Annotated in this window: 14 protein-coding genes; 7 read left to right on the top strand and 7 right to left on the bottom strand. The window is 64.7% G+C overall.

Annotation, left to right across the window (positions count from 1 at the left end; genetic code table 11):
• From AC72UB_RS03120 to AC72UB_RS03135, 4 genes are all read left to right on the top strand, one after another.
• Positions 1 to 519 carry a hypothetical protein gene (locus AC72UB_RS03120; RefSeq protein ID WP_505188473.1) on the top strand — a complete coding sequence of 173 codons (519 nt, stop codon included), beginning with the start codon at positions 1 to 3 and terminating at the stop codon, positions 517 to 519.
• 14 nt (positions 520 to 533) lie between these two features.
• Entirely contained in the window at positions 534 to 923 is a 390-nt protein-coding gene (locus AC72UB_RS03125; RefSeq protein WP_463291581.1) for a response regulator transcription factor, read from the top strand.
• 1 nt (position 924) lies between these two features.
• Entirely contained in the window at positions 925 to 2,997 is a 2,073-nt protein-coding gene (locus AC72UB_RS03130) for a 3'-5' exonuclease (RefSeq protein WP_505188474.1), read from the top strand.
• Positions 2,998 to 3,093: 96 nt separating this feature from the next.
• Positions 3,094 to 4,344, top strand: coding sequence for a Na+/H+ antiporter NhaA (locus tag AC72UB_RS03135; protein ID WP_505188475.1), 1,251 nt, complete (start codon positions 3,094 to 3,096; stop codon positions 4,342 to 4,344).
• Between the two features lie 33 nt (positions 4,345 to 4,377).
• Here the strand turns inward: AC72UB_RS03135 and truA are convergent, their stop codons facing one another.
• The gene (gene truA / locus AC72UB_RS03140; protein WP_505188476.1) at positions 4,378 to 5,148 is read right to left on the bottom strand and encodes a tRNA pseudouridine(38-40) synthase TruA; all 771 of its coding nucleotides are present in this window, start codon (positions 5,146 to 5,148) and stop codon (positions 4,378 to 4,380) included.
• A gap of 181 nt (positions 5,149 to 5,329) precedes the next feature.
• Between truA and AC72UB_RS03145 the strand changes: the two genes are divergently transcribed.
• The gene (locus tag AC72UB_RS03145; RefSeq protein WP_505188477.1) at positions 5,330 to 6,304 is read left to right on the top strand and encodes a type I glyceraldehyde-3-phosphate dehydrogenase; all 975 of its coding nucleotides are present in this window, start codon (positions 5,330 to 5,332) and stop codon (positions 6,302 to 6,304) included.
• Positions 6,304 to 7,887 carry a N,N-dimethylformamidase beta subunit family domain-containing protein gene (locus AC72UB_RS03150; protein ID WP_505188478.1) on the top strand — a complete coding sequence of 528 codons (1,584 nt, stop codon included), beginning with the start codon at positions 6,304 to 6,306 and terminating at the stop codon, positions 7,885 to 7,887. The genes AC72UB_RS03145 and AC72UB_RS03150 overlap by 1 nt, the downstream gene beginning before the upstream one ends.
• Before the next feature lie 161 nt (positions 7,888 to 8,048).
• On the opposite strand, the gene AC72UB_RS03155 is transcribed toward AC72UB_RS03150, so the two are convergent.
• The 6 genes from AC72UB_RS03155 to AC72UB_RS03180 are packed head-to-tail and all read right to left on the bottom strand — an operon-like array spanning position 8,049 to position 13,816.
• Complete coding sequence (locus AC72UB_RS03155) at positions 8,049 to 9,293, bottom strand: mandelate racemase/muconate lactonizing enzyme family protein (RefSeq protein WP_463290459.1); 1,245 nt, start codon at positions 9,291 to 9,293, stop codon at positions 8,049 to 8,051.
• 33 nt (positions 9,294 to 9,326) lie between these two features.
• Entirely contained in the window at positions 9,327 to 10,562 is a 1,236-nt protein-coding gene (locus AC72UB_RS03160; protein ID WP_505188479.1) for a TCR/Tet family MFS transporter, read from the bottom strand.
• Complete coding sequence (locus AC72UB_RS03165) at positions 10,559 to 11,233, bottom strand: alpha/beta fold hydrolase (RefSeq protein ID WP_505188480.1); 675 nt, start codon at positions 11,231 to 11,233, stop codon at positions 10,559 to 10,561. Before AC72UB_RS03165 ends, AC72UB_RS03160 begins: the two co-directional genes overlap by 4 nt.
• Positions 11,226 to 12,014 carry a 3-oxoadipate enol-lactonase gene (pcaD, locus tag AC72UB_RS03170; RefSeq protein ID WP_505188481.1) on the bottom strand — a complete coding sequence of 263 codons (789 nt, stop codon included), beginning with the start codon at positions 12,012 to 12,014 and terminating at the stop codon, positions 11,226 to 11,228. Before pcaD ends, AC72UB_RS03165 begins: the two co-directional genes overlap by 8 nt.
• Before the next feature lie 3 nt (positions 12,015 to 12,017).
• Positions 12,018 to 12,983 carry a threonine ammonia-lyase gene (locus tag AC72UB_RS03175; RefSeq protein ID WP_505188482.1) on the bottom strand — a complete coding sequence of 322 codons (966 nt, stop codon included), beginning with the start codon at positions 12,981 to 12,983 and terminating at the stop codon, positions 12,018 to 12,020.
• Positions 12,980 to 13,816, bottom strand: a complete 837-nt coding sequence (locus AC72UB_RS03180; protein WP_505188483.1) for an alpha/beta fold hydrolase — start codon at positions 13,814 to 13,816, stop codon at positions 12,980 to 12,982. Before AC72UB_RS03180 ends, AC72UB_RS03175 begins: the two co-directional genes overlap by 4 nt.
• 165 nt (positions 13,817 to 13,981) lie before the next feature.
• Between AC72UB_RS03180 and AC72UB_RS03185 the strand changes: the two genes are divergently transcribed.
• The gene (locus tag AC72UB_RS03185; RefSeq protein ID WP_505188484.1) at positions 13,982 to 15,757 is read left to right on the top strand and encodes an ABC transporter transmembrane domain-containing protein; all 1,776 of its coding nucleotides are present in this window, start codon (positions 13,982 to 13,984) and stop codon (positions 15,755 to 15,757) included.
• Positions 15,758 to 15,782: the final 25 nt, after the last annotated feature.

The raw sequence follows: 15,782 nt of genomic DNA on the forward strand, positions 1-15,782 counted from the left end.
ATGGCACTTGAACTGATCGGATCCTTACTTGTCGCGGCGGTGTTCGGCCTGATGGCTTGGGCATTTCGGCGTTGGGTGCCGTCGGCGCCGAAATGGCTGATCTCGGTCAGCGCCGGGGTGGGCCTGATTGGGACAACGGTCTGGCTGGAATATGACTGGTTCAACCGCGTCAGCGCCGCATTGCCGCCCGGCTTTGTGGTGGTCCATGCCGAGGCCACCAGCAACCCGATGCGGCCTTGGACCTATCTGGCGCCGATCACCACCAGCTTTAGCGCGCTCGACACCAACAAGCTGGCCCGCCATCCGCAGGTGGACAGCTTGGTGACCGCGCCGGTCTTTGGCTTTGCGCGCTGGAAGAACCCGCAAAGCGCGTTGATCGTGTTCGACTGTGCCGAGAACCGCCAGACGCCGATTGTCGAGGGGATGCAGATTGATGAGGCCGGTGTGGTGACCGGGGCGGCTTGGGTCACCACAGAGGCTGGAGATGAATTGCACGAGGCGGCTTGCCTCAAGGGTTAAGCGGGAGGGCTACCATGGCCGATACCAAACGCAGACACCGTGTCCTTGTCGTGGAAGACGAGGACAACATCGCCTTGGCGTTGGACTTTCTGATGACCCGCGAAGGCTATGACCATTCGCGCGTCGCCGATGGGGCCGAGGCGCTGCCACGTATTCGCGCTACGCATCCTGATCTGGTGCTTTTGGATGTGATGCTGCCCGGCGCGTCGGGCTATGAAATCTGTCAAGGTGTGCGGCTGGACCCCAATCTGGCCGACGTGAAGATCTTGATGATGACCGCGCGCGGATCGTCGATTGAGCGGCGCAAGGGTCTGGCGATTGGTGCCGATGGGTTCATCACCAAACCGTTCGAGTTGAAAGAGTTGCGGGAGGAAGTGCGCAGGCTTCTGGACGCGGGGGCGTAAGATGCTTGCCCGGCTTTCGCTGCGCGTCAGGGTTTTTCTGTTCTTCGCCGCCCTTGGCCTTGGCGTGGTGCTCGCCATGTGCATGGGGCTGGCGCTTGGCTATCGGCGTCTTGGCGCGCCCGAGGTGTTGCCGGGCTTTGTGCAGGCCGGGGTGGTGGCGGGGTTTGTGGCGCTCCTGTTGGTGGCTTGGGTCTGGTTTTTGTTCGACACCCATGTCGCCAAGCCGATTGACATCTTGTCGGGTGCGCTGCGCGCACGGGCGCATTCGGATGTGACCTCGGAAATGGATGTGGCTATGGCGCGCTATCTGGGCGATCTTGCCCCGGCGGCCACGGCCGCCGCGCGCCGCTTTGCCGAGACGCGGTCGGCGCTGGCCGAGGCGGTGATGCGCGAGACCCAGCGGCTTTCGCAAGAAAAGACGCGGCTTGAGACGCTTTTGTCGGATGTCCCGGTGGGGGTCTTACTGGTGTCGGGCGACCATACGCTGGCGTTCTACAACTCTCAGGCTGTCGATCTGATGGCCGCCGGGGCCGCCCCGGGCTTAGATCGGCGGTTGTTTGATTATCTGCGCGAAGGCCCCATTCGCCATGCCCATGACCGGCTGATTGCCACCGGCGATGCCGATGCGGCGACCGATCTGTTGTGCACCACCACCACGGGCGCGCGTGCGCTGGCCGCGCGGATGCGCTTGACGCCGGGCGGGCAGGGTGCGGCACCGGGTTATGTGTTGACGCTGCGCGATGTGACGGCCGATCTGTCGGCCCATGCCCGGCGCGAGGCCTTGTTGGCTGAGGTGTTTGACCGTGTGCGCCGCCCGGCGGCGAACCTGTCCACCTTGATGGAGGTGGCCCCTGCCGGTGAGCCGCTGCCTGCCGCCATGGACAGCGCCCTGCGCCAAGAGGTTGGCGCGCTGTCGCAGGCGGTTACCGAGCTTGCCCGGCGCCATGATGAGGGCCGGATCGAGGGCGGCGGGCTGACGCAGGCCCGCGCCTCGGATCTGGCCGATGGGTTGAAGGCGCGGCTGGAGGCCGAGGGCGTTGCGCTGGCCACCGAGGCCGCCGACATTTTGCTGCGCGCCAATGGGTTCGAGATTATCTCGCTTTTGGACGGCATGGCGCTGCATCTGCGGCAGGACATTGGGGCCGATGATCTGTCAGTGCGGATCGAGGAAGAAGACAGCGGCGCGATGATCCGGCTTTCTTGGAGCGGGGGGCCGGTCAGCATCGGTGCGCTGGATCGCTGGCTTGAGGAACCCTTGGACCGGCTGGTGCCGGATATCCCCTGCCGGTCAGTGCTGGCGAGCCATGCGACCGAGCTGTGGCCGGAACCTATGGCGGGGGGGCGGCAGTCTTTGTGCCTGCCCATCCGGCAGGCGCGCCGCGCCACCGCGCGGCCAAAGCCGGTGATCCGGTCTGTGGTTTATGATTTCGATCTGTTGTCGCGCGCCCGCACTGACAAAGTGGCCGAAACCGCGCTGGATGCGCTGACCTATGTGGTGTTTGACACCGAAACCACCGGGCTTTTGCCGCAGCAGGGCGATGAGATCGTGCAGATCGCCGCTGTGCGCATCGTCAATGGTCGGCGGGTCGAGGGCGAGGTGTTCGACACGCTCGTCAATCCGCGCCGGTCGATCCCGCTGTCATCGACCGAAGTGCATGGCATCACCGAGGCGATGGTGGTCGATGCGCCGGAGGTGGGCGAGGTGCTGCGCCGGTTCCACAAATTTGCCGAAGGTGCGGTGCTGATCGCCCATAACGCGCCCTTTGATATGCAGTTCCTGCGCCGGCGCGAGGCCGATCTGGGGCTGGCGTTTGACCATCCGGTGTTGGATACGGTGCTGTTGTCGGCGGTGATCTATGGCCAGCACGAGACCCACAGCCTGGATGCGCTGACGCACCGTTTGGGCATCACCATCCCCGAGGCAGACCGCCACACCGCTATTGGCGACACCGTGGCGACAGCAGATGCCTTCCTCAAACTGATGCCTATGCTACAAGGCAGGGGGCTTACCCTTTTTGGCGATGTTCTCACCGAGGTGCGCAAACATGGGCGGCTTTTGAAAGACCTGAACTGAAGGACGATGCGGGGCCTTTCCCCGCTGGCTTGACACTTGCAAGAAATCAGTGATTTCACTTTGAAAAATCACCAAAACAAAACGATGGGACGAGGGATGTATAAGGTCTGGAATGTCATATCGACATATTCGTTGTTGTTGTTGACGGGCGCGGTTTTGGCGCTGATCTGGGCGAACACCTATAACGAAAGCTACCAGCATCTGGTGCATTTCGTGCTGTGGGAACATGCGCCCATCGGGCACGCCCATGAGGTGGGCGGCGAGGTGCATCGCACGCTGACGCTGCATTTCCTGGTCAACGATGTCTGCATGGCGTTCTTTTTCGCCATTGCCGCCAAGGAAGTCTGGGAAGGCATCGTTCTAAAAGACGGCGAGTTGCGCGGTAAAAAGGCGATCACGCCCTTGATCGCCACCGCGGGCGGCATGATTGGCCCGGCGGCGGTGTTTTTGTTGATCGGCGCCATGCTTGGGGTGATGGATCAATATGCCCAAGGCTGGGCCATCCCGACGGCCACCGATATTGCGTTCTCATATCTGGTGGGTCGCATCGTCTTTGGCGCGGGGCATCCGGCGATTCCGTTCCTTTTGTTGTTGGCGATTGCCGATGATGCGGGCGGCATGATCATTCTGGCGATCTTCTATCCCACGGGTGATCTGCAACCTGCTTGGCTGTTGATGTCGCTGGCGGCGGCGGTTGCGGTCTATGTGCTGGCCAACTGGCTGCCGCGCTACATGGATCGCGGCAATCAGGCCCGTCCGAACTCCACCTGGATGCGGCAGAAGGCCAGCTTCTGGCCCTATGCGATTGCAGGCGCGATCTCGTGGTATGGGTTCCACAATTCGGGCATTCACCCGGCCTTGGGCCTGTTGCCCATCGTGCCGACCATCCCGCATGCGGACCGCCCTTACGGCATCTTTGCCGAGGCCGAGGCTCATCTGACCGACCTTCTGAACTGGATCGAGCATCGCCTGAAATACTTTGTCGAGGTGATGCTGTTCTTCTTTGGCCTTCTGAACGCGGGCGTGGTGTTTTCGGCCTTTGGCGAGCCGACCTGGATGGTTCTGGGCGGGCTGATCATTGGCAAGCCGGTGGGCATTTTCCTGATGGGGATGCTGGCGGTTCGCTTGGGCTTTGGTCTGCCATCGGGCATGAAGATGCGCGATCTGTGGGTCTTGGGCTGTGTCGCGGCCATTGGCTTTACCGTGGCCTTGTTCGTCACCACCGTGGCCTTCCCGGCAGGGGCGGCACAAGAGGCGGCCAAGATGGGGGCGGTGTTCTCGTTCGGGGCGGCGGCGATTGCCATCGTGATGGGGCGCATCCTGAAAGTGGAAAAGCGCGAGGGCTGATCTAAGCCCCCCACCGTGGGGGGCTACCCGTTCTCAGCCAAACGGATCGACCGGGTAGCCAACCCCTGTCAGATAGAGCCCATCGGGCGGACAGACCGGGCCACAGGCGGCCCGGTCTTTTGCATCAAGGGCGGCCTTGACGTCCTCAGGCTGCCAGCTTCCCGCGCCGACCCGCTCCAGCGTGCCGACGATGGAGCGCACCTGATTGTGCAGGAAACTGCGGGCGCGGAGCGTGAAGCGGATTTCCCGCCCGCCCGCATAGGGCGCTTCGGTGATGGCAATCTCGTCCAGCGTTTTCACCGGGCTTTTCGATTGGCAAAGCGTCGAGCGGAAGGTGGTGAAGTCGTGCAGGCCGATCAGATGCGCCGCTCCCGCGCGCATCGCGTCAAGATCAAGGCTGTTCTGCACCCGCCAAGCGAGGTGCGCGTCATGCGTCAAAGGCGCGCGGCGCTGGATCAGGCGGAAGAGATAGCGCCGTTCAAGGGCCGAAAACCGGGCATGAAAGTCATCCGCCACCCGGACGGCGGCCAGAATGGCCACAGGGGCCGGGCGCAGATGGTGGTTCAAGGCCTCCATCAGGCGAAAGGGGTCCCAATCGCGCTCCATATCCAGCGTGGCGACCTGACCCGTGGCATGCACGCCCGCATCGGTGCGGCCTGCAGCGGCGATGGTGTGGGCGCGCGGCTCCAGCTTGGCCAAGGCCGCCTCCACCGCGCCTTGCACCGAGGCCAGCCCTTGCGACTGGCGCTGCCAGCCCGCGAAGGGGCCACCGTGGTATTCGATTTTCAGGGCATAGCGCGGCATGACCGGGAATTACCGCGTGGGGGCCTTGGCGTCCATGACTGAATTGTCCGCATACCGCCTGTGGGCGATCCGGAGGCGCGGGTGGTGGGCGGGGATACGTCCAGTTTGGCCAAATCTTTGGACCATGGTTGCAAGCCCGCCTTGCGCGTGGTGATCTGCCTGCAAGTCTGGGAGAACCGCGATGAATGTGTTTATCAACGGCTTTGGACGGATCGGCCGCTCGGTCCTGCGGGCCTGGGCGCTTGGGGCGGCACCGGGCGTGCAGGTGGTCGGGATCAATGACATCGCAGCGCCCGAGATGTGCGCCTATCTCTTTGAATTCGACAGCGTCTTTGGCCCGTGGCATGGGACCGTGGCCTTGGAGGGCGGGGCCTTGGTGGTGAATGGGCGCGCCATCCCTTTGCACCGCACGCCGGATCTCTCGACGTTGGATCTGGGCGGTGTTGATGTGGTGATGGAATGCACAGGGCGGGCGGACAGCCGGGAGGTGGCCGCGCGCGGCTTGCAGGCCGGGGCGCGGCGGGTGTTGGTGTCGGGCCCCTCAAACGCGGCGGATGTGACGGTGGTGCTGGGGGCCAATGAGGCGGCCTTGAACGACCAGCCGATCGTGTCGAATGCCTCTTGCACCACCAATGCGCTGGCCCCTTTGGCGCGGCTGATCCATGAAGAGTGGGGTATTGTGACCGGGTCGATGACCACCATTCACTGCTATACCGGCAGCCAGCCCACGGTGGATGCGCCAGCGGCGGACTTCTCACGCTCGCGCGCGGCAGCCCTGTCGATGGTGCCCACCACCACCAGCGCGCAGCGGTTGTTGGATACTGTGCTGCCGCAGATTGCCGGGCGGATTGAAGGGTCAGCCGTGCGGGTGCCGACGGCGAGCGTTTCGGCGGTGGATCTGGCGGTGATGACCGAACGGCCCGCGACGGTTGAGGCGGTGAACGCGGTGCTGGCGGCGGCGGGGGGCGTGATTGGCGCGACGACCAAGGCCTTGGTGTCGTCGGACCTGCGGGCGCGGCCCGAAAGCATCATCATGGCGCTGCCTGAAACGCGGGTGACCAAGGGCGGGATGCTGCGGGTCTTTGGCTGGTATGACAATGAATGGGGCTTTTCCAACCGCATGTTGGATGTCTCCGTGCGGATGGGGGGGCGGTGATGGCGCTGAAAGGCTTTTTCACCGCTGGCCCCTATGATGACGGGGATCCGGTCACGGGGCATTACTACGAGGTGGCCTCGAATGACCCCACCCGCGCGCAGGTCTGGGGCTATACGGGTGGGCTGTCCTATGCCCCCGGTGAGCGGCTGACCCTGCATGCCATGTCCAGCGCGGCGCAGGCGCGGCTGGTGATTGCCCGCGATGGGGTGGTGGCGGAAACGGTCTTGGAGACGGTGATTGCCACAAGCTTTGCCGAAACGCCTGCCGCGAGTTCGGTCACGGGCTGCGACTGGCCCTTGGCCTTTGAGATGGTGATCCCGGAGGATTGGAAAAGCGGGGTCTACACCGTGACCCTGACCATTCCCGGCCACCAATCGCAGCATATGTTTGTGCTGCGGGCGGCGAAGCCTGTGGCGAAGATCGCCATGGTTTTGGCGACGGGCACGTGGTGCGCCTACAACGATTGGGGCGGGTCGAACCATTATCAGGGGCTGACGGGGCCTGAGGGCGGGGATTTCGCGCCGCATGTCAGCCTGTTGCGGCCTTGGGCCACGGGCTTTGTGGCGTGGCCTGCCGATGCGCCGCGCATCCCGCACGCCTCTCCCTTGTTGTCCAAGCCCCGCTATCCGCACATGGATTACGCCCGGGCCAAGGGGATTTCGAAGAAATACGCCTCATCCGGCTGGGCGGCATTTGAGCGGCCCTTTGCTCTGTGGTGCGAGGCGCAGGGGATTGCGCTCGACTACCTCACCCAGCACGATTTGCACCGTGATCCGCAGGCGCTTGCGGGCTATTCCCGCGCGCTGATCGTCGGCCATGACGAATACTGGTCTTGGGAGATGCGTGACACGCTGGATGGGTGGCTGGACGCGGGCGGGCAATTGGCACGGTTTGGTGGGAATTTCTTTTGGCAGACCCGGCTGTCAGAGGACCTGCTGACTCAGACTTGTTTCAAATCCACCGCCGAGGTGGCCGACCCGATGGCCGACAGCAATCGGATGACAAGCTATTGGGACCATCCGCAGGTCGGCCGCCCTGCCGTGGCGACGATGGGACTGACGGGCAGCATGGGCGTTTACGCCGGGTGGAGCCGCTGTGCCGCGCATGGGTCGGGCGGGTTTGCGGTGTATCGGCCCGATCATTGGGTGATGGCGGGCAGCGGGCTTGGCTATGGCGATGTCTTGGGGGCGGCCTCCAAGATCTTTGGCTATGAGGTGGACGGGATCGACTACACCATGACCCATGGGCTGCCCTTTGCCGCGACAGGCACGGGGCTGCAGGGCGCGTTGACGATTGTGGGCCTGTCGCCCGCAACCACGCTGGCCCATTCGACCGGGCCGCAGGATTCTGACCCTTTCATTGGCACGCTGGATGCCGAAGAGGTGGCGCAGAAGGTCTATGGCCGGATCGACGCCGAAACGCTGGGAATCGCGAGCCGGGGCAATGGCTGCATGGCGGTCTATCAGCGGGGCCGGGGGGCGGTGTTCAACGCCGCGTCTTGCGAGTGGGTGGCGGGCTTGATCGCGCGCGAGCGGCCTGTGGAGCAGGTGACGCGGAATGTGCTGATGGGGGTTTGGGGTTGATCTAAGCGGCCCCCCACCCCCAGCCCCTCCCCACGAGGGGGAGGGGAGGTGCGAGGTGTCACAGGGCTTGTTCTTCGGCCTGCCAGATCGGATCGTCGGTCGAGCTGTCGGCCCCCCTCCCCCTCGTGGGGAGGGGATGGGGGTGGGGGCTAGGCCAAGACTTACTTAGTCGGATTGGCCGCCGGTGCGCCGCCTTCAAAGCGGTTGCCGTGGCGATAGTCGCAGGGGGCTTCTTGCATCTGCAAATGCAGCCCGGTGCCGGTGAAGGCATGGGCGCGGGCGAGGTCTTCGTCGAACTCGATGCCCAGACCGGGGCCTTCTGGCGGGATGATATAGCCGTCTTCCCACTTGATCGAATTTTTGATGAGCTTGAGGTGGAATTCCCCGCCCGTCTCGATCGTCTCAGCGATCAAGAGGTTCGGGATGGAGGCGGCAAAATGCACGTTGGCCGCCCATTCCACGGGGCCTGCATAGAGGTGCGGGGCCATTTCGGCGTTGAAAATCTCGGCGATGGCGGCGACCTTCTTCGCCTCCATGATGCCGCCCAGACGGCCCAAGGCGGGTTGCAGGATTTTCACGCCGCCGGCACGAAGAAGGGTGCCAAACTCGGCCTTGGTGGTCAGACGCTCGCCCGTGGCCAAGGGGATACGCACCTGCCGCGCGACCTCGGCGAATTCCAGCAGGTTGTCTGGCGGGATCGGCTCTTCGTACCACAGGGGATTGTAAGGCTCCAACTCGCGGCCCATGCGGATGGCGCCGGGGGTGGTGAACTGGCCGTGGGTACCAAAAAGAAGGTCGGCGCGGTCGCCCACCGCCTCGCGGATTTTGCGGCAGAACTCGACCGAGCGGGTGATGTCGGACATCGCCGGTTCATGCCCGCCGCGGATGGTATAGGGGCCGGCGGGGTCAAACTTGACCGCCGTAAAGCCCATGTCCACATAGCGCGCGGCGGCCTCTGCCGTCATGTCGGCGTTGACCCAGAACTCTGACGCATCCTCACCCGGCTGGGGGTAAAGGTAGGTATAGCTGCGGATTTTCTGGTTGATCTTGCCGCCCAAGAGCGCCCAGACCGGACGGTTGCGCGCCTTGCCCAAGATGTCCCAGCAGGCGATTTCAAGGCCCGCAAAGGCGCCCATGACGGTGGGATCGGGGCGCTGGGTAAAGCCCGACGAATAGACGCGGCGATACATCAGTTCAATGTTTTCAGGGCTTTCGCCCATCATGTGGCGTTCGAACACATCTTCGATCACCGCGCGCATGGCCTTTGGCCCGACGGTCGAGGCATAGCATTCGCCATAGCCGACGATGCCATTGTCGGTGGTGACCTTGGTAAAGATCCAATAGCGCCCACCCCAGCCCGGCGCGGGTGGGGCGACGACGAAAATCTCAAGATCACGCAGTTTCATGGGGTACTCCTATCCTTTGGCCGACAGGTTGCGCTATTGCGGCGCTTTCTCGCGCAGGGTTGCGACAAAGACTATCACGGCAGCGACCATCAGCACGGCGGCGAAAAGGAAGGGCGCGCCGGGCAGGAAAATGCTGCCGGGGGCGGTGAATACCCCGAAAACCCATGTCATCATCAAGGGCCCAAGGATCATGGTCAGCGCGTTCAGGCTGGTCAGCACGCCCTGCAATTCGCCCTGCTGATCGGCGGGCGCGCGGCGGCTTTGCAGCGATTGCAAGGCGGGGCCCGCGATGCCGCCCAAGGCGGTGATGGGTGTCATCAGCAAGGTCAGTAGGCCCGAGGTGGTCAGGCCCAGAAAGATAAAGGCCCCCACCTCGATGCACATGCCGATGATGAACACGCGCTTTTCGCCAAACATGCGGATCGACGGCGCGACCAGCAGCGACTGCACCAAGGCCAAGGATATGCCGTAAATCGCCAGCGAAATCCCGATCCATCCCGCCGACCAGCCGAAAGCGGCCTTGCCGTAATAGCTCCAGACTGCCGGGTAAACCGTGAAGGTCAGGGCATAGATGAAGGCCACCACCAACAGCGGCCCAAGCGCGGGCAGGCGGCGGATGGCGGCAAAGGACGACAGGGGGTTTGCGCGCGACCATCGGAAGGGGCGGCGGTTTTGCGGGGCCAGGGTTTCGGGCAGCACAAAGAAGCCGAACACGGCATTCGCACCGGCCAGTGCGGCGGCCGCCCAGAACGGCGCGCGGCTGTCGATGCCAGCCAAAAGCCCGCCCGCAATCGGCCCCAGAACGAACCCCACGCCAAAGGCCGCCCCGATCAGGCCAAAGCGTTTGGCCCGCTGATCGGGTGTCGAGATGTCGGCGATAAAGGCATTGGCGGTGGAATGGGTCGCCGCTGTAATCCCCGACACCGCCCGCGCCACCAAGAGCACCCAGACCGAGGCGGCAAGACCCATGATCGCATAGTCCAGCGCCATGACGGTCATCGAGATAAGCAGCACCGGACGGCGGCCAAAACGGTCGGACAGGTTGCCGACAACCGGTCCAAACAGAAACTGCATGATGGCAAAAGACGCCGTGATCGCACCGCCCCAAAGCGCGGCCTCGGACAGGGATAGGCCGGTGACCTCAACCATCAGATCGGGCATCACCGGGAAGATCAGGCCGATGCCGATGGCATCAAGGCAGACGGTCAAGAGGATGAAGGTCAGGGCCAAGGGATTTGTGGCGGGGTTGGCGGGGGTAGTTTGGGTCATGTCCAGCTTTCAAGGATGCCGTGCAGCGTGGCGGCAAGGGCGGTGGGTCGGGCCAGAAAGGGGCAATGGCCGGTTGGCAGATCATGGCGGGGCCGCCCTTTGGCCATGTCGCGCTGATAGGCAGGCGGGATGGCGCGGTCATCGGTGCAGATCACGGCGCCGCTGGGCAGATGCGGCGGCGGGGCGGGATGCGGGGTTTCTTGGGGGGCGATTGGTTCAAGGCACAGTTGGGCAGTTGCGCCTTCTACATCGGGGCAATCGTGGAAAAATAAGGCTTTGCAGCGGTCGGGGGCAAAGCCATAGGCGGTGCGGTCCGGCGTCACTTGAAACGCCCCGCGCATGGGCTGGGACGGCCCCGCACGGCGCAACTCGGCCAGTGAGCGTCCATCGGGAATATAGGCGGCGACAAAGATCAGCCCCGTAACCATGGGTGACAGATGGGCGGCGGCGGTAATGGCAAAGCCCCCGGCGGAATGGCCGACCAGAACGGTGGGTGCGGTCAGGCTATCGGCAATCGCGCGGGCTTGGGCGGCGAGCGTGGTCGCCGCCCCCCCGCGCCCCGGCAGGTCGATGGCGCGGGCGTGGTGGCCGTGGCGGGCCAGCGCGGGGATGAGCGCCTCCCAAGCCCAAGCGCCAAAGCATGACCCGTGGATGAGAAGAACCTCAGCCATGGCCGATGCGCGCAAGGAATGTGTCCAAGAGGGCGGTGAATTCGGCCGGTTTGTCCACCATTGGCAAATGGCCCACGCCGCGCATCAGTGCCCAATCATGGCCGCGGATCAGCTCGGCGGTTTCGCGCACCAGATCGGGCGGTGTGGTGCCGTCATTGGCCCCGGCGATCACGAGGCTGGGCAGGGTGAGCGCGGCGGTGGTGGTGTAGAAATCCGCCCCCGCGATGGCATGGGCCGATCCGATCCAGCCTTGGGGATTGGTCGCCTCAAGCAGGGCGCGGATGCGGGGCATGGCGGGATTGGTTTGCCAGCCCCGGCCAAACATCCGCTCCATCGCTCCGGGGGCATAGGCGGCAAGGCCATGGGCTGCGACCTCTGCAATCCGGGCCTCCCACAGGGTGGGGCCGCCGATCTTGGCCGCCGTGTTGGCCAGCACCATGGCGCGCACAAGGTCGAGCCGTTTGGTCGCGAGCCCCTGCGCCACCAGCCCTCCCATCGAACAGCCGATCACCACGGCATCGCGCGCGGCGAAATGGTCAAGCACGCGTTCGGCGTCGCGGATCAGCGCGCCCATCGTGTAGGGCGGCGCGGGGACGTCCGACAGCCCATGCCCGCGCGCGTCATAGCGGATGCAGCGAAAGCGGGGGGAAAGGGTGGGAATGATGGCGTCCCACAGCGTCAGATCGGTGCCAAGCGCGTGGCAGAACAGCAGGGGCGGGGCATCGGCAGGGCCTTCGATCACGGCGTTGAGGCGGATATCTTGCAGATAGATCAACGGCATAGGTCAGGCCCCAAACCGGGTGAGGATATCGGTAAAGAGGGCCGCATCCACATTGCCGCCCGAGGCGGTACAGATCACTGTGTCGGGCAGGTCTTGGCGGAAAAGGGCAGCTGCAAGGGCCACCGCGCCACCCGGTTCCAAGACGATCCGCAGGTGATGAAAGGCCAAAGCCACGGCGCGGCAGGCCTCGTCATCGCTGACCACAAGGCCGGGCCCGCAGAGGCGGTGCAGGATGGGAAAGGTGATCTCGCCGGGGCTGGGGGTAACGATGGCGTCGCAGATGGAGCCGGTGGTGGTGGCGTTCCTTTCGCGTTTGCCGGAGACCAGCGAGCGGGCGGTGTCGTCAAAGCCCGCCGGTTCGCAGGGGTGCACGACAAGCTGCGGCGCGCGGGCCTCAAGAGCGAGGGCAATCCCGGCGGTCAGCCCGCCGCCGCCGCAACAGGTGAGGACGGTTGCCGCCTCAATCCCGGCCTCGGCGGCTTGTCTCGCGATTTCAAGGCCCACAGTGCCTTGGCCCGCGATGACCTGTGGGTCGTCAAAGGGTTTCACCAGTGTCAGGCCACGCGCCTCGGCCAAGGCTGCCCCGATGGCGTCGCGATCCTCGGTCGCGCGGTCATAGAGCACCACCTCGGCGCCATAGGCGCGCGTGTTTGCGATTTTCACGGCGGGCGCATCAGCGGGCATTAGGATGACGCAAGGCAAGCCGTGGCGACTGGCGGCCAAGGCCACCCCTTGCGCATGGTTGCCCGAGGAATAGGCCATAACGCCCTTGGTGCCGGGCGGCAGCGCCGAGACCGCCGACCAGCCGCCGCGAAACTTGAAGCTGCCGGTCCATTGCAGGCATTCGGCCTTCACGAACACCCGGCGTCCGGCGATGCGGTCCAGAAGCGGGGCGTTCAAGAGGGGCGTCACGCGGGCGTGACCGGCAAGGCGGGCGGCGGCGGCCTCGATGAGGGCGATAGAGGTCATGGCGCGGCCCCTTCCACGGCTGTCACAAAGGCGCGCAGAGCGGCGAGGGATTCGGGTTCATCCAGAAACGGGATATGGGCGCGGTCCGGGACCGAGGCGAAGATCATATCGGGGCGACGGCGGCGCATCTCATCGGTGCAAGCCTGTGACAGAAGGTCGGAATTCGCGCCCCGGATCAGCGCGACGGGCAGGCCAGCGGTTGCGTCCCACAGCGGCCAAAGGTCCATCGGCGGCCCTTCGAAGGCGGCCAGAAAGGCGTCACGCAGGGCGGGGTCATAGGTGATGGTCAGGCCATCCGGGGTTTGGGTGTAATGCTTGACCGCCTCTTCCAGCCAGCGGCTGTCCGCCACATTGGCAAAGCCCGGCATGTTGCGCGGCAGACGGGCGGCCAGATCGGCGTGGGTCTTGGCGGCGGGGTTGCGGCCGACATAGTCGAAAATCCGCTCCAGCCCCGGGCGGTGGATCTCGGGGCCGACATCGTTGAGGCACAGGCCCAGAAGCCGATCATGCGCCACGGCGGCCAGCAGCAGGCCGATCAGCCCCCCGCGTGAGGTGCCAAGGATCGCGGCCTTCGCCACGCCCAGATGGTCCAAAAGCTCCAGCGCGTCCTTGCTCTCTTGCGGCACGGTATAGCTGGCCGCCCCGGTCCATTGGCTGGCCCCACGGCCCCGGTAATCCATGCGGATCAGGCGCAGGGGGGGCAAGTGCGGGATCAGATAGTCAAAATCCGCCATCGTCCGCGTCAGGCCCGGCAAGCACAACAAGGGCAGGCCGGTGCCCTGATCGTCATAGGCCAGACGGGTGCCGTCCGAGGTGGTGAAGAACTGGGTCATGGCGCGTCTCCTGTGGGGGCAACCTTGCACGCGCGGGCGGCGGGGAAAAGGGGGGCGCGACATGGGCGCGCGACATGGGGGCGCGGCCTTCCATGCTTACAGGACTTGGCTTGCAGGACTGGGCCCTTGGGAATAGATGCAAGGGGTACAAGACGGGTGACATGCATGGCCGAGGCAGTCGAAGAGCGGGCAAAGTCGAAACGGGTGGGGGCGCTGACCGCGCTGTGGCCTTTCGTGCGGCCCTATCGGTCGCTGGTGGTGCTGGCTTCGGTGGCGCTGTTCCTCACCTCGACCGTCAGTCTGGTCTTGCCCATGGCGGTGCGCCGGGTGGTGGACAGCTTTGGCGCCGGCGACATGACGCTTTTGGACACCTATTTCGGAGCCTTCTTGCTGATCGCCGCGCTTTTGGCGCTGGGCACCGGGGTGCGGTATTACTTTGTCACCCGGCTGGGTGAGCGCGTGGTGGCCGATATCCGCCGCGCGGTCTTTGACAAGGTGCTGGGCATGAGCCCAGCCTGGTTTGAGCGCATCATGACCGGCGAGATTGTGTCGCGCATCACCACGGATACCACGTTGATCCTGTCGGTGATCGGGTCCTCCGTCTCGGTCGCTTTGCGCAATGTGCTGACGCTGGTCGGGGGGATGGCGCTTTTGGCGCTGACCTCGGCCAAGCTGGCGGGCTATGTGCTGTTGCTGGTGCCGGTGATCGTGGTGCCGATCATTGTGCTGGGGCGGCGGTTGCGGCGGCTTTCCCGTGAAAATCAGGATTGGATCGCCAATTCCTCGGGCAAGGCGACCGAGGCTTTGGGCGCGGTGCAGACGGTGCAAAGTTTCACCCATGAGGCGGGCACCAAGGCCGAGTTTGGCGAGGTGACCGAGCAATCCTTCCTGTCGGCCAAAGAGCGGATCGCGACGCGGGCGCTGCTGACGGTGATCGTGATCTTTCTAGTCTTTGCCGGGGTGGTTGGCGTTTTGTGGCTGGGCGCGCGGGATGTGCGCAATGGGGTGATGACGGCGGGCGAATTGGTGCAGTTCGTGATCTATGCCGTTTTGGTGGCCGGTGCCGTGGGGTCCTTGTCGGAAATCTGGGGCGAATTGCAGCGGGCCGCAGGCGCAACCGAGCGTTTGGTCGAGATCATTCAGGCCGAAGATCCGGTGAATGACCCGGCCGAGCCCAAGGTGCTGGCGCAGCCCGTGCAGGGCGCGATTGCGCTGGAGGATGTGGTGTTCCACTACCCCTCGCGCCCGGATTATCGCGCGTTGAACGGGATCAGCCTGACGGTGGCCCCCGGCGAGACGGTGGCTTTGGTCGGCCCATCGGGGGCGGGAAAATCGACGGTTTTGCAGCTGTTGATGCGGTTTTATGACCCGCAATCGGGGGTGATCCGGCTGGATGGCGTGCCCTTGGCCGACCTGCTCCGCGAGGATTTCCGCGCCCATATGGCGCTGGTGCCGCAAGATCCGGTGATCTTTGCTGCCTCTGCCATGGACAATATCCGCTTTGGCCGACCCGGTGCGACCGATGCCGAAGTGCGCGAGGCGGCACAAGCCGCAGCCGCGCATGAGTTCATCGCCGCCCTGCCGCAGGGCTATGACACCTGGCTGGGTGAGCGGGGCGTGATGCTGTCCGGCGGGCAAAAGCAGCGCATTGCGATTGCGCGGGCGATCCTGCGCGATGCGAAGGTACTTTTGTTGGACGAGGCGACCAGTGCGCTTGACGCCGAAAGCGAGCGCGCGGTGCAAGAGGCGGTGGACCGCCTGTCGCAAGGCCGCACGGTTCTGGTGGTGGCGCATCGCCTTGCCACGGTGAAAAAGGCCGACCGGATCGTGGTCTTTGACGAGGGCCGCGTCGTGGCCACGGGCCGCCATGATGATCTGGTGGCCGAGGGCGGGCTTTATGCGCGGTTGGCCAAGCTGCAATTCACCGACGGGGCGGCCTGACGCCACGGCACGACCTTCTGCTTTT

It is taken from the genome of Allotabrizicola aquatica (SeqCode), from assembly GCF_965194375.1.
In the GTDB taxonomy this organism is placed as follows: Bacteria; Pseudomonadota; Alphaproteobacteria; order Rhodobacterales; family Rhodobacteraceae; genus Tabrizicola_A; species Tabrizicola_A aquatica.